Origin of the sequence: Arcicella aurantiaca, assembly GCF_003148625.1 — a bacterium.
Classification (GTDB): domain Bacteria; phylum Bacteroidota; class Bacteroidia; order Cytophagales; family Spirosomataceae; genus Arcicella; species Arcicella aurantiaca.
The window spans coordinates 156,042-170,549 of record NZ_QGGO01000007.1; the positions used below are offsets into that span (position 1 = coordinate 156,042).

The 14,508-nt window shown below is 34.6% G+C and carries 14 protein-coding genes; 11 read left to right on the forward strand and 3 right to left on the reverse strand.

What is annotated here, in order from left to right; all coding sequences use genetic code 11:
- Nucleotides 1-82: 82 nt before the first annotated feature.
- Nucleotides 83-1,456: an SGNH/GDSL hydrolase family protein gene (locus tag LV89_RS08660; RefSeq protein WP_109742486.1), complete on the reverse strand. Its 1,374-nt coding sequence runs from the start codon at nucleotides 1,454-1,456 to the stop codon at nucleotides 83-85.
- A 273-nt stretch (nucleotides 1,457-1,729) separates the two neighbouring features.
- On the opposite strand from LV89_RS08660, the gene ftsZ reads away from it, so the two are divergent.
- Nucleotides 1,730-3,040, forward strand: a complete 1,311-nt coding sequence (ftsZ, locus tag LV89_RS08665; RefSeq protein ID WP_109742487.1) for a cell division protein FtsZ — start codon at nucleotides 1,730-1,732, stop codon at nucleotides 3,038-3,040.
- 81 nt (nucleotides 3,041-3,121) lie between these two features.
- On the forward strand, nucleotides 3,122-3,640 hold the full coding sequence (locus LV89_RS08670) for a coiled-coil domain-containing protein (RefSeq protein ID WP_109742488.1): 519 nt from the start codon (nucleotides 3,122-3,124) through the stop codon (nucleotides 3,638-3,640).
- 11 nt (nucleotides 3,641-3,651) lie between these two features.
- On the opposite strand, the gene LV89_RS08675 is transcribed toward LV89_RS08670, so the two are convergent.
- Entirely contained in the window at nucleotides 3,652-4,050 is a 399-nt protein-coding gene (locus LV89_RS08675) for a DciA family protein (RefSeq protein WP_310588773.1), read from the reverse strand.
- A 40-nt stretch (nucleotides 4,051-4,090) separates the two neighbouring features.
- Here LV89_RS08675 and LV89_RS08680 point away from each other — a divergent pair, with 40 nt between their 5' ends.
- The 9 genes from LV89_RS08680 (at nucleotide 4,091) to LV89_RS08720 (ending at nucleotide 12,475) form a co-directional block, all read left to right on the forward strand.
- The gene (locus LV89_RS08680; protein ID WP_109742489.1) at nucleotides 4,091-4,483 is read left to right on the forward strand and encodes a hypothetical protein; all 393 of its coding nucleotides are present in this window, start codon (nucleotides 4,091-4,093) and stop codon (nucleotides 4,481-4,483) included.
- A gap of 306 nt (nucleotides 4,484-4,789) precedes the next feature.
- Nucleotides 4,790-5,629, forward strand: a complete 840-nt coding sequence (locus LV89_RS08685; RefSeq protein ID WP_109742490.1) for a MotA/TolQ/ExbB proton channel family protein — start codon at nucleotides 4,790-4,792, stop codon at nucleotides 5,627-5,629.
- Between the two features lie 99 nt (nucleotides 5,630-5,728).
- Complete coding sequence (locus LV89_RS08690; protein WP_109742491.1) at nucleotides 5,729-6,334, forward strand: ExbD/TolR family protein; 606 nt, start codon at nucleotides 5,729-5,731, stop codon at nucleotides 6,332-6,334.
- A 243-nt stretch (nucleotides 6,335-6,577) separates the two neighbouring features.
- Nucleotides 6,578-7,093, forward strand: a complete 516-nt coding sequence (locus tag LV89_RS08695) for an ExbD/TolR family protein (protein ID WP_109742492.1) — start codon at nucleotides 6,578-6,580, stop codon at nucleotides 7,091-7,093.
- Nucleotides 7,094-7,339: 246 nt separating this feature from the next.
- Nucleotides 7,340-8,176: an energy transducer TonB gene (locus tag LV89_RS08700; protein ID WP_109742493.1), complete on the forward strand. Its 837-nt coding sequence runs from the start codon at nucleotides 7,340-7,342 to the stop codon at nucleotides 8,174-8,176.
- A gap of 119 nt (nucleotides 8,177-8,295) precedes the next feature.
- Complete coding sequence (locus LV89_RS08705) at nucleotides 8,296-8,556, forward strand: hypothetical protein (RefSeq protein WP_109742494.1); 261 nt, start codon at nucleotides 8,296-8,298, stop codon at nucleotides 8,554-8,556.
- A 60-nt stretch (nucleotides 8,557-8,616) separates the two neighbouring features.
- Nucleotides 8,617-9,567, forward strand: coding sequence for a PstS family phosphate ABC transporter substrate-binding protein (locus LV89_RS08710; protein WP_109742495.1), 951 nt, complete (start codon nucleotides 8,617-8,619; stop codon nucleotides 9,565-9,567).
- Between the two features lie 344 nt (nucleotides 9,568-9,911).
- Nucleotides 9,912-11,585 carry a tetratricopeptide repeat protein gene (locus LV89_RS08715; RefSeq protein ID WP_146199108.1) on the forward strand — a complete coding sequence of 558 codons (1,674 nt, stop codon included), beginning with the start codon at nucleotides 9,912-9,914 and terminating at the stop codon, nucleotides 11,583-11,585.
- A 119-nt stretch (nucleotides 11,586-11,704) separates the two neighbouring features.
- Complete coding sequence (locus tag LV89_RS08720) at nucleotides 11,705-12,475, forward strand: SDR family NAD(P)-dependent oxidoreductase (protein ID WP_109742497.1); 771 nt, start codon at nucleotides 11,705-11,707, stop codon at nucleotides 12,473-12,475.
- Nucleotides 12,476-12,562: 87 nt separating this feature from the next.
- Here LV89_RS08720 and LV89_RS08725 read toward each other — a convergent pair whose 3' ends face one another.
- The gene (locus LV89_RS08725; protein WP_109742498.1) at nucleotides 12,563-14,473 is read right to left on the reverse strand and encodes a RecQ family ATP-dependent DNA helicase; all 1,911 of its coding nucleotides are present in this window, start codon (nucleotides 14,471-14,473) and stop codon (nucleotides 12,563-12,565) included.
- Nucleotides 14,474-14,508: the final 35 nt, after the last annotated feature.

The following is a 14,508-nucleotide window of genomic DNA, read 5'->3' on the forward strand; positions in this document are numbered from 1 at the left end:
ACTGTTTACTGTTTACTGTTTACTGTTTACTGTTTACTGTTTACTGTTTACTGTTTACTGTTTACTGTTTACTGTTTACTGTTTACTGTTTACTGATAAGTTGTTTTGACAGAGTTTCAGCCATCATTTTGTGAGCCATAACGTTGGGGTGGTTATCATAAATCGAAGAATCTGTTTTACTGATTTTACCCCAATGAACGTATTTTGAATAATTCTCTTTAGGAAGAATATTAGCTCTTAATACAGAATCACCGTCAATAAAAGTGATATTTCTAACTAAACCGCTATCAACTGTTTCTTTGAATCGCTTTCGGTCATAATGGTTCGACATTCTCTGTTCGTCAGAATAACCAAAACCGCCTACATTAAAAACCACCATTTTTACGCCATATTGTTCACAAAGTTTATAAAGCCGTTCGTAAACATACTTTTCTATTTTTTGATTATCATTTTCAGAAACAGGTACTAAGCCCAGCATCATTTTCCATTGAACGATTTGCTGTTTCCATTTGTCAACAATAGCAACAGGAATCCCAACATTATAGATAAAAGAAAGTTTGTCTAAAAATGAAGTATGAGAGGTTTTATAAACTCGATAAGCAGGATTATATAAAGCAGAGCGAAAATAAGGTTCATGAACATATAAATCTCCACGTTCATTTTTTGTGATAAAAGGAAATGGCATCACACCATGAGCAGAAGGGAAAAACATAAATCTTGCTCTATCCGCTAACCAAGGAGAATATTGTACAGATAAAACTTTTGGGCGGTATTTAGGAATATTTCGTTCTGCCAAAATGAGCATTTGTGCCAAACCATACGCATCTACTCCGCAATTGAGGACTTCGTAATTTAGAGATTGACTTGCAATTGTTGGATAATTTTGTTCAGCTAATACATAATCCCCCCAAGTAAATGAACAACCCAAAAACATCATCAAACTATCAGATTTCGAGGAGATACTTTTCTCTGTAATTCTAAATCCATCCGAATTGAGTTTGATTGGAACACTTATTCCTGAATGTCCTAATGAATAAATAGTATTGCCAGAGCCATTGGGTACTCCACAATGTCCGAGCGTATCATCTACCATAAAAACGTTGCCAGCAATACCAATGTTTTTCTTGTAGTAAGCATACAATTTATCTACTGCACGGAAGTTATTATACATTCCTTTAATGATGAGAAATGCAAACACAAAGACAATTCCAAAACCAATAAGAGAAAGTTTTTTTTTGAAGGTATTAGCTTCCCATATTTTGTTGTAAGTAATAGCTAACAAGAATATTAAGGTTGTCAGAATACCAAGAGCATCAAAGAAAACTTCAACTAAATTAAGATTGATGTGGATATGTCTGAAACGAGAATGTCCAAGAACCCAATCAATAAAATTAGGAGTTTGGTAAAATAAGAAGATAAGTGCAAGAAAGGTAAAGGTAAACTTTAGGCTTTTCATAGGTTGGCGGTTTAAGTAGATTTTTCTTTCAAAAATTTCTGAAACTTGACAAGGGTTTTCAATTTTTTCTTTTAATTTTGAATAGCTGTTTAAAAATTAAGTATTGGTTATCAGTTATTTGCTATTATAAAGAATATATTATTGCTTGATATAGATAACCGTTTTATTGGTTAAAATTATAGAAAATCCTTTAATGATTATAATCTATTCCCCCCCGAATTAATTATAATTTAATATCCTTATTCAAAGTATCCTTTCCTGAATATATACACTATGGCTTTTTACGATCACAATATCGAAATCCCCTCTGAAAAGAAAGATAATATTATTAAAGTTATTGGCGTTGGTGGCGGCGGTAGTAATGCCGTTGAACACATGTACGAGATGGAAATCAAAGATGTGGACTTTGTTGTCTGTAATACTGATTTACAAGCTCTTAACGACAATAAAGTTCCTACCAAGTTACAATTAGGAGCAATCCTAACTGAAGGACTCGGAGCAGGAACAGAACCCGAACAAGGGCGTTTGGCTGCTCTTGAAAGTGAAGCTCAAATAAAAGCACTCTTGCAAGGTGATACCAAGATGGTATTTATTACCGCTGGTATGGGTGGTGGTACAGGTACTGGTGCTGCCCCAGAGATTGCTCGTATCGCCAAAGAATTAGAAATCCTAACAGTTGCTATTGTTACTGCTCCATATTCATGGGAAGGGACGGATAAAATTGATGCTGCCAATGCGGGTATCAGAATGTTGCAACAAACTTGTGACACCGTTTTAGTTGTCTTGAATGATAAATTACTTGAAATCTTCGAAGACCTTAATATCTTAGAAGCTTTTGAACATGCAGATGATGTATTGGCAAATGCTGCCAAATCAGTGGCAGAGGTAATTACAAAATCAGGTAAGGTAAATGCCGACTTTAGAGATGTTAAAAAAGTTTTGAGTAACGCTGGACAGGCAGTAATGAGTAAAGCAACCGCACAAGGACCAAACCGTGCAAAAGAAGTTATTGAAAAAGCACTTGATTCTCCGCTTTTAAATAACCGTGATATTAAAGGTGCTGAGCGTATCCTTGTTACCGTAGCTACCAGTATGCAAAAAGTGATGGGTGTAAAAGAACAACAAGCCATTACCTCACACATTATGGAGGCAATTGGCGGACAAGCACCCAAAGGTTTCAAGTTAGGTTTTATCATAGATGAAACACTTGGCGAACAAATGAGTATCACGGTAATTGCAGCAGGATTTGATAAAAAAGAAATCGTTGTTGATACTAATGGAAAACCCAATGATGATGAACCTGTGGACGAAGTTGACGTCGATTTAGAAAATGAAGATGAAACAGAAGAGCCAGAGACAGTAGAGGAGGAGGAAATCAAGATTGAAGAACCTGTGCCAGTAGAACCAATTGTGTTTACTTATCGTGAAGATGATACAATCAGGTTGAGAAAAATGATTGATAGTTTCTGTCAAACAATGCCAACAGAAATGGAACTTGAAGCACCAGCATTTCAACGTTATGGAATTAAATTATTAGACGTTTCGGAAATAAAAGGAGTTGAATTCCAGAGACATACATTATAAAAGTATTTCCACGTATTGTACATGTTGAATCCCGCAAGAAACACAAATTTTGCGGGATTTTACTTTAAATATTCCCTAACTATGAAAAACACACTAATCATTCTGCTCTTTCTCATTTCTTCAAATATTGTCTTAGCTCAAGAAGAAATTAATAAACTAACCCTTGAAAGAGAAACCCTTTATCGAAAATATAAAGAAACAGAAAGCCTTTCAACAGGATTATTTGGCAATCGCTCAAAAGACGATTTACAAACAACTATCGATGCCCTAAATGAAATTATTAAAAAAGATAATGAGATTTTAGACGAACTCAAACATATCCAAGAAGACTCAAAAATAGAATTTACCAATAAATACAATGACTTGATTCGTCAAAATAATGAATTGAGTGATAAAAATCGGGAGTTGATAGAATTAACAGAAAGACACAAAGGCTATTCAAAAGAAAACCACCAAATGCTTGAGCAAACCGAAGAAAAACAAATTTTGCACATTTCCTTATTAGCAATATTCGTCTTAATATCAGTTGTTTACATAATTAAATACTTTTCTCTAAAGAGTGACTTTAAGAAAATTAAAGCCACCAACCAAATGAAGTAAATCTTGTTGAATTAAATAAAAATAACATCATCAATGATGTCTTCACCAACTTGTTTGTTCAACAATGTAACAATTTTAGTTTTAGCTAATAACAACTCATTACGCAAAGGAGCAGAATCCAATTGAACAAAAAGCTTACGCTCTTTAATATAAAGTTCGGTTGTTCGAGAAGAAATAGGTAATCCCATAATTTGTTCCCAATAAGCCACAATGTAAGTTTCATTAAACTTAGAACGAAGCTTATATAATTCCAACATATCCTCAATAGCTTCCTTTAAAGGTAAAGCTTTCGTTTTACGACGTGCATTCTCACGATTATATTGATATACTTGTGCCAAAGTCTTGATGTTAAGTTTTAAAGAATCAAAGATAACAAAATTAACATCAAGCCCATTAGCATTATAGTCCATTCTTAATGAGTCCCAATCATTTTATTTCATTGTCAAAGCCATGAACCTTTTTCTTTATCTTCAAATTACTGATTCTCCAGAAGAAATCAAGTTTTCAAATCCAATTATCGCTTCTTTAAAAGAACATCAAAAAGAATTAATGATACATGATTTCGATAACCATTCAGATATACTAAACCTGAGCTATATAAATAAACTTCTCAACGATTCGGACAGTACCTTAATATTCATCGACACCAACTTCAACTCGAATTTTTCAAAACTGATGCCTTTTTTTACCAATCTCCTCGATAATCCAGAAAACATTAAAATTATTCTGCGAGGAAATAACCCAAGTTTAGAAAAAATGATAAGTATTTTACCCCACTCAAAAATTCCAGAAAATACTTATGGGTTAGAGCAAATTGTCCAATTTTTTGCCAAAATATTCTAAAAAAACATCATATATGAAAAATTATATGTTTTATATGAAAAATTATATTCTTGAAATAGTACATCAAAAAAGTTTCAAAACCGATGAATTTATTGAGATAGTACAATGCGAAGGAATAGTTGAATATTTTTTTACTAAAACTTGATACAAAGCATATTCAAATTAAAATTTTTTTATGTTAGATTTGTCAGACTGTGGAAGCAAGATAATTCAGTAGAATCTTTTGTGAACAGGTCATTTTTCATTTTTTTATTTTAAAATTCACCTAAAACTGTTTTTTAACTTAAACCCAAAATTACCAAACTAATGAGTACACAAGCAAAAACTCCAGCTGCAAAACCAGCAGCACCAGCTCAAAAAAAATCAGGCGGCATTCCAGCAGGCGTGGTTATGATTATTCTTTTTGTTATTGCACAATTGTTTTTCCATTTTGTGATGGGAGACGGTTCACGTTTTGAAGGCGGTACTAACGAAGGACACGCACATTCAGGAGACTTTTTAGCACTTGCTTACAAAGGTGGTGTTATTGTACCTGTACTTTTAACGTGTTTTTTAACAGCTCTAACTTTCTCAATTGAGCGTCTTATCACAATCAGTAAAGCTAAAGGTAGTGGCGATGTTAACGCATTCGTTCGTAAAATCCAGTCTTTATTAGACAAAGATGATACAGAAGGAGCATTGAAAGAATGTGACAAACAAAAAGGTTCAGTAGGAAACGTTACATTAGCTGCAGTAAAAAAATACAAGCAGTTAACAACAGACGGTTCATTGGACAAAGAACAAAAATTAGCTGCTCTTAGCAAAGAAGTTGAAGAAGCTACTTCATTGGAATTACCAATGTTGGAGAAAAACTTAACTATCATCGCTACGTTAGCATCAGTTTCTACGCTAATCGGTCTTTTAGGAACGGTAGTAGGTATGATTAAAGCGTTCTCGGCACTTGGTAACTCAGGAGGTTCGACAGACTCAACTGCATTAGCAAACGGTATCTCTGAAGCCCTAATCAACACGGCATTAGGTATTGGTACTTCAGCGGTTTGTATCATTGCGTATAACTTCTTTACGTCTAAAATTGACGAATTGACTTATAGCGTTGACGAAATTGGCTTGAGCATCAACCAAAACTATGCAACACACCATAATTAATAGTTATTCGTTTCTGTTAAACAGTTATTCGTTATTCTGATTTTTTAAAGTAACGTAACTCATAACTAAATAACTAAAAACTCATAACTAAACAATATTATGCCAAAAGTTAAAGCAAAACGACAAAGCGTTTCCCTCGATATGACAGCGATGTGTGACGTGGCGTTCTTGCTACTGACTTTCTTCATGTTAACAGCAAAGTTTAAACCAGAAGAAGCGGTAACAATCACACCACCATCATCAATTTCAGAGAAAGCGTTGCCTGCAAATGCTGGTTTTCTTACAGTATCAGTAGGCCCAGAAGGCGGTATTTTCTTAGGAACTGACGATAAATTAGCTAAAGATGCAATGTTGGAAAGAATGGCAAACCGTATGGGTATTGCAATCACTCCAGAAATGCAAAAAAACTATAACGCTTCTGAATTAGTGGGTTATCCAGCAGGTGCGATGCGTCAAGTATTAGGAATGAAACCTTCAGATGTAAAAGCACAAGGTTTGATGAAAGGTATTCCTTGTGACTCTGCAAATAATGAACTTTTCCTTTGGGTTAGCTACGCAAAAATTGCGAATCCAGCCCTACAAGTTGCTATCAAAGGTGATGCAAATTCAAACTACAAAGTATTTAACCAAATTGTTGGTACTTTGCAAGAACAGAATATCAACAAATTTCAGTTGGTTACATCACCAGAAGGTAAGCCTCAATAATTTTATTTTAGTTGTACTCAGTAGTTTTAACCCTGCCTCTCTCTTGAAAGGCAGGGTCTTATAGAACTTAATTAATAGTTGATAGAGAATAGTCAATACATTTTATCATCTGTAGAATATATTAAGGTTTAACTATTAGAAATACAACTAAGTAGTTTGAAGGTTAGTAAAATTAGTATTTGTTAATTTCAACTATTAATTATTAATCATCAACTATTAACTACTTAACAAACCCCAGAAAAAATGGCAGAAATAAGTCAAGACGGTGGGGGCAAAAAAGGTGGTAAAAAACGTAGTAAGAAAGCGTCAACCAAAATTGACATGACACCAATGGTGGACTTAGGTTTCTTACTAATTACCTTTTTCATGTTAACCACGACGTTAGCAAAGCCCGTAGTAATGGAGTTGAATATGCCTGACAAAACGGAAACGGAAGAAAAATCACCAGTGAAAATGTCTGAAACATTGACAGTTATTCCTGACGCTGAGAAAGTATATTACTATCAAGGTCTTCCTACCGACGCTACAACTCAAATACAAAAAACTGATTATTCAAACAAAGGTATCCGTACTATTTTGTTTGATTTAAAGAAAAGAATTGGTGATAACTTTACCATTGTAATTAAAGCCACAAAAGGTGCTAAGTACAAAAATATGGTTGATTTATTGGATGAATGTGTTATCACAGGAAACAAGCGTTACGCCATCTTAGAAATTGACCCAGATTCAGAAGCCTTGATTAAAAAATCAGGACTTTAATTCAAAAAGGGTCTGAGGTTTGAAATGAACCAATTCAAGAAAACCTCTATGCTATAATCATTCAATGTTTTAAAACTAAAACTAAAAAAATAGTTGAAAATGTTTTGAAAACTAATTAAATAGTTTTAATTTTAATTCAAGAAAGATTAGCGAAGAAATTAGTATAATTACAATGTAACAATTGATAATGGTTTGTCCACTCAATTGCAATTTGTTAATTGTTCAACAGTATTAACATCAAGAATTATGTCAAACGTAATAAGTCCAAATGCAACATTGGATGATATTATTTTCAGAGACAAAAACAAAAGTTATGGTGCTTTTGTCTTGAGAAAAGAATATCCTAAAGTGGTTACAAGGTCTTTACTGGTAGGCATAGCTTCTGTAACAACACTTTTTGCTTTATCTTTTGCTTACAATAAATTAGCAGAGACAATCGAAAAGAATAAAACAGAGGTAACAGCTGAGGTAATGAAAATTGACCAGCCACCACCAGAGAATAAAGTACCACCACCACCACCACCACCACCGCCACCACCACCACCGAAAGAAATTCCGAAGGTGACGACAACAAAATTCTTACCTCCTGAAATCAAAAAAGATGAAGAGGTAACAAAACCAGAACCACCACCAGAAGTTGTAGTAGGTAACACTGCTGCGGAAACTGTAAAAGGTGAAACTGAAGTAGAAGCACCACCAACTGACCCAGATGCTAAACCAGCGAAGGAAGAAGCACCAGTTGAACCACCAAAACCAAAAGAAGAAGAAATCTTTACGGCGGTAGAACAACAAGCTGAATTCCCAGGTGGTATGGGAGCTTTTGCAAAATTCTTGCAGAAAAACCTTAAATACCCAGCGGCAGCACAACGTGCAAACGTTTCAGGTAAAGTTTATATCCAATTCGTAGTAAATACGGATGGTTCTATTCAAAACGTTGAAACATTGAAATCAGTAGGGTTTGGTTGTGATGAGGAAGCAACAAGAGTAATTAAATCTGTACCGAAATGGACTCCAGGTAAACAATCTGGACGTGCAGTACGTTCAAGATTTACTATTCCGATTAACTTCCAATTATCAGAATAGTATTTGTTCGAGTAATCGAAAATCATAGCTTAAAAAATGAAAACCTGTCAGGAAACTGGCAGGTTTCATTTTTCTTAACAGTTTATAATACGAATTGGGAGATTCGTGTTACGGAAAATATGCCAAATAGAATTTTTGCAATAGTCAATGCCTTAATGGCGTTATCATATTCCATTATCGGAGTAATGTTGGTTTTATATCCAGAATCCGCTTTTGCTCAAATGATGTTGCCTTCTTATAAGTGGGCGTATGCTTTAGGAGCAGTGTTGATTGTATATGGGTTATTTAGAGCGTGGAGGGTTTATCAAAAAAATAGAGATGAGGATGAAGAAGACGATGAGGAGTATTCGTATTATGATGGGAGCAACGGGAGTAAGTAAAACATTAGATGACAGCATTACAATCTTAATTACCAATCATTCGGTACAACAATTAAAATTATGAAAAAGTTATTGAATTTGACACTAATAGGACTTGGAATGAGTGCTTTAGTTTCTTGTGGGGGAGGTAAAGACAAAGAAGGAAAAGAATTGGATACACCTGCAAAAGGAACTATTACAGTCGCTGTTGACGAATCTTTTCGACAAATAATTGAAGCTGAAAAGTCAGCATTTGAAAAGACATTTCCATATACAAAGATAAATTTGGTTTTCAAACCAGAAGGAGAAGCCGTTGCGATGATGTTGAATGACAAAGCTCGCATGGCAGTGGTGGCAAGAGAATTGGATGAGAAAGAAAAAGCGATTTTTAAGCAAGACGATATTAGATATAAGAGTTTTAAATTTGCGGGTGATGGTATTGCTCTAATTACCAATAAAGCAAATCATGATACATTAATTACTACTCAGGAGTTGGAAGGAGTAATGAAGGGTACAAAAAAGAGATGGTCGGAAGTAGGTAAAGGTGGTTCTGGGCAAGATATTGTTTTAGTTTTTGATGGAACAAGTTCAAGTAATCTGACATTTTTATTAGACACATTCAAAATTGATAGAAAACAAAAAGTGTCTTTTTTTGCGGCAAAATCTAATAAAGATGTAATTGAATATGTAAAAACTCATGCCAATGCAATGGGAGTTATTGGAGTAAATTGGATAAGTGATGGCGATGACCCTACATCATTGAAGTTTATCAGAAGTGTAAATGTACTTTCGGTAGCGAATAAACCCAATGCTAAAACTGAAGATTATTATCAACCATTTGGATATAATTTAGCTTTGAAAAAGTATCCATTGACTCGTAAAATTAGATTAATTCTGAAGGAAGCTCACATGGGTCTTGGAACAGGTTTTGTTAATTATATGACACTTGAACAAGGACAGTTAATTGTTTACAAAAACGGATTGATTCCGTTAACGCAACCTTTACAGATTAGACAAGTCAAATCTCAATAGTTGTTAATGTTTTGTTAAGCAATGTTATAAGTTGTTACTTCAGAATTTTGATGGCGTCAGATAAATATCTTTCGGAATTTGCAAATTATTATAAAAATAATCCATTTATGTAAAATCTGAAAAAAGAATAGATAAAGAATAAATGTTGGGTTTTTATTACAATTTTTTTATTTTAATTTTGTAAATAGTCTTAAAAAAGAAATAACATAAAAGTTTTGTCATTTAAGCTTTTGATTCAGAATTTAAGAAAATAGAACTAAACAGAAAAACGATTTAAATTAATGTGCGTAAGCACTTAACAACTACTTACAACTAAAAAACTCAAGACGACGATGAACGTAAAAATGAAATCTCTATTGGTGGCTGCAGGTTTGTTATTTACTACTATGGTAAACGGACAAACAGTTCAGCAAGGATTAGCGCAGTTGGATGGAGACCAGCCAACGAAAGCAAAGGCAACTATGACAGCAGTAGTGACTGCTTCGCCAACTGCTGAAAATATGTATTACTTAGGGTATGCTCAAGTTCGTACTGGTGATTTGGCAGGTGCAAAAGCAACTTTTGAAAAAGGATTAGCCGCTGAACCAAAACAACCTTTAAACTCAGTAGGTTTGGCAACATTGATGTTGGCTGACAAAAACGCTCAGGGTGCAAAAGCTGCATTTGATAAAATTTTGTTAGATACAAAAATGAAAAATGCGGAAGTAATGTTTCGTATTGCAGAAGCGTACACTTTGTATGAGCATACAAATGACCCAGGTGAAGCTGTTCGTTTAATTGATTTAATTACTGAAAAAACGAAAAAGCCTTTAACTGCAGACATGAATATTGTTAAAGGAGATGCTTATTTATTGAAAAATGATGGTGGACCTGCTGCAACAGCTTATGAACAGTCTATTTTAGTAAATAAAACTGCTAAAGCTTATATCAGATTAGGCGTTGTTTATTTGAGAGGTAAAAACTACCAATTTACAGTAAATAACTACCAAAGTGCTTACGAAACGGATTCTTCTTTTGCTCCTTATTACAAACGTATGGGTGAATATTATATCATCTTTAACCGTTATAAGCAAGCATCTGCATTATTCAGAAAGTATGTTGATAGAGCAGAAGCAACACCTCCTGTATTATTAGAAACTGCAAAATTGATTTTCTTAGCTAAAGATTATGAATCAGCTTTAGAATTTACTCAAAAAGCAGAAGCAGGTGGAGCAACTGATAATGACGTATTTAGAATGAAAGGTTATTCAAATATTGAATTAGGAAAATGTCAAGACGGTATTGATAACTTAGAGAAAATGGTAAAAGCAGGTGTTAAGCCTTATTTCTTAGATAACGTGTACTTTGCAAAAGGTTATCAGTGCTTAAAACAAGATTCTTTAGCGATTACATATTACGAGAAAGCAGCTCCATTAGATACTAACAATAACCATAATGCTACAATGTACAATATTGCTTATGGACAGAAAAAGTATGCTAAAGCTGTTGATTATGCAACAAAATCAATGGATTGGAAAGGCAAAAAGAAACAAGCTTTGACAAGTACAGACTGGTATAACGCTGCAATGGCTCAATATTTTGTAACAGCTTATACGCCACGTGAAGATACTTTAGGAAGATACAATCAAGGTTTGAAAGCAGATTCTATGTATGCAAAAGCAATTGGAATCAACGAAAAATTCGCTCCTTTCCACTTGTATCGTGCAAGAACAAATAGTTACGTTGATTATACTGGAACGAAATGGTTGGCTGTACCTCACTATGAGAAATTCTTGACAGTTGTTGACATGGCAAAAGCTAATAAAGACCAACTGTATGAGTCTTACAAATATTTAGCAGGTTACCATATCAACGTTACTAAAGATTTAGTAAAAGCTCAAGAATATGTTGATAAAGCAGTAGCAATCAAAACTGATGACCCAGATGGATTAAAAGTGATGTTGAATCCAGCTTCGGCTACTCCAGCAACACCTGCTCCAGCGGTGAAAACGCCAGCTCCGAAAACTCCGAAAAAATAATTTTTAGATTTTTCAATACACAAAGCCCTGCCTTATGGTGGGGCTTTTTTCGTGATTGGTGATTGGTGATTGGTAATTGGTGATTAGATTTGTAGCAAGAAATTATAAATTTAAAAGATATGTACGCATTAATCACAGGAGCAAGTAAGGGGATAGGGAAAGAAATAACTATTGAATTAGCCAAGAAGAAATTTAATCTTATACTAATTGCACGTTCGGCGAGCCAATTAGAAGATGTAGCTAAGGAAATACAAGAAAAATATGCTGTGAAAGTTCAATTCTTGGCAGCAGATTTGTCAGCACCAGACGCCGCTAGAACGGTTTATAAGTGGGTTGAACAAAATGGATATAAAGTTTCTGTTTTAGTAAATAATGCAGGATATGGAGCTGCGGGTAATTTTGATAGATTCACGATTGAACAAAATCGTGATATGATGAACCTAAACATGATTACTTTAACAGAAATGTGTCAGGTGTTTTTACCGATGTTAAAGAATCATTCTCAGTCATATATTCTAAATATTGCCAGCTCAACAGCGTATCAGGCGTTACCACAAATGGCAGTTTATGCGGCAACGAAGATTTTTGTGCTTAATTTTTCAAGAGCATTGAAATATGAATTGAAAGATTCCCCCGTTTCTGTAACGTGTATTTGCCCGGGAGCAACGGATACAAACTTTAACGACCGTGCGGATATTCCACCAAAAGCCAGAGAAGCCGCAGAAAAAGTAGTAATGACTCCGCAAGAAGTAGCTAAAATTTCAGTAGATGCTATGTTTGCGAGTAAAACAGAAGTGATTCCGGGATTTATTAATAAGTTAGGAGCATTCTTGGCTTGGCTTGCTCCAAAAGCTATTACCGAGAAAGTTGCGGCTGGCATTTATCAGTAAACTTTATTGTCGTAACCAATTAGGACACAGATAACACTGATGCTTGCATTCGTATTATCTGTGTACCATTTTTTGTTTGGATACTATTTATATCAAATTCCCTTCTTCGTCGTATTTGATTTCTTCATTAGCAATCATTTCACGAATAATCGTTTGGAATTTAGATTGATTATTTGGTTGCATTATTTGGGTAATCAATTGCAAACTCATAGCTCCGTTTTGTAATAATTGCTTTATTTTTTGACGGATAAATTCTTCAACCTCTTGGTCTTGATTTTCGACTTTACTTTCCCTTTTTTTCTTTAAGCAATTATCGCAAATACCACATTCTTCGTCTGTGATTTCGTTGAAATATTCTAATAATAATTGCGTTCTGCAACGATTATGATGCTCCATGTAATGCTTAACGGCTTTTGCTTTTTGTAAGTCTCTTTCTTTTCGATTTTTGATTTCCATTTCTTGCAAAGGCAATTCTCGAAGGTCGAATCTGGGAGTGAGAAAAGTCAGTTGTGGTTTATCTTTTTGTTTGTCGTAAATCAAAATATCAAACTTTTCCAAGATTTGTAGCCAAGCAGTTACTTCATTGACAGGAATTGAAAATGCTTTGGCAATATTAGCTTCTGAAATACTCAAATATGTTCCAAAAAGCTCTCCTCCGTACATTCTGAGCAATAATTTAATGAAAGAATCGTACTTCGGATTTCTCAATTGAAAATCATACAATTGCCGATTATCAACAATTAGCATAATTTTAGAACTACTTTTAAGGGCTTCTGATAATTGTAAAAAACCTTGAATTTCAAGAATTTTTAGAGCAAAATAAGTATTGGTAGGAGGGAGGTCGAAACGACGTTGAAATTCTATCAAATCAAAATCATAACTGGCAAATTCTCCTGCTCCAACTGCCAACTGAAAAAGATTTCCCAAACACTGATAAACTCGTCGGATGAGTTCAATGGGTGGATAAGCTTGTTGCACATTTTTCTCTAATCCATCAATGTCAGATTGATTAAACAATGCGACTCCATAAGCCTTTTCGCCGTCCCGTCCAGCACGTCCTGCTTCTTGATAATAGGCTTCTAAAGTATCTGGTAAATCCAAATGTATAACCGTTCTGACATCGGGTTTATCAATTCCCATTCCGAAAGCATTGGTGGCAACAATCACACGCACTTGATTTTTTATCCAAGATTCTTGTCTTTTCGTGCGTTCGGTAGCGTTCAATCCTGCATGATAAAAAGTAGATTGAACATTATATTTATTCAATAAATCCGAAACCTCTTGTGTACGTCTGCGATTACGCACATATACCACCGCTGAGCCTTGTACATTTTGTAAAATTTTCATCAAACGTCTTTCTTTATCGTCTTCTTTAAAGGCTGAATACGATAAATTGGCTCTTGCAAAACTCTGTTGAAAGGTTTGCGGATTATTCATTTCCAAACGCCCGATGATGTCAGATTTGACTTCTTCGGTTGCGGTAGCCGTTAAAGCAATCATGGGAACAGGAGCAATGAGTTTACGAAACTCCGCAATTTTCATATATGGCGGACGGAAGTCGTAACCCCATTGCGAAATACAGTGAGCTTCATCAATTGCCAACAAATTGATTTTCATTTGCTTGGCTCGTTCAATAAAAATCTTGGTTTGTAGTCTTTCAGGAGAAACATACAGAAATTTTATATCGCCATAAATACAATTGTCGAGGGCAATATCAATTTGGTTTTTGTGCATTCCCGAAAAAATACCCACGGCTGAAATACCACGATTTTTGAGTTGTAAAACTTGGTCTTGCATCAAAGCAATTAAAGGAGATACCACAATGCAAATACCTTCTGACATGAGAGCAGGCACTTGAAAACACAAGGATTTGCCACCGCCCGTAGGCATAAGAGCAAGCGTATCACACCCATCAATGACCGACTGAATAATGTCAGCTTGCAACGGACGAAAAGTATCATAACCCCAATATTGTTTTAGTATTTCTTGTGCTTGCATAAAATTGATAAGTGTGTCTTATTTTGTTAATCGGA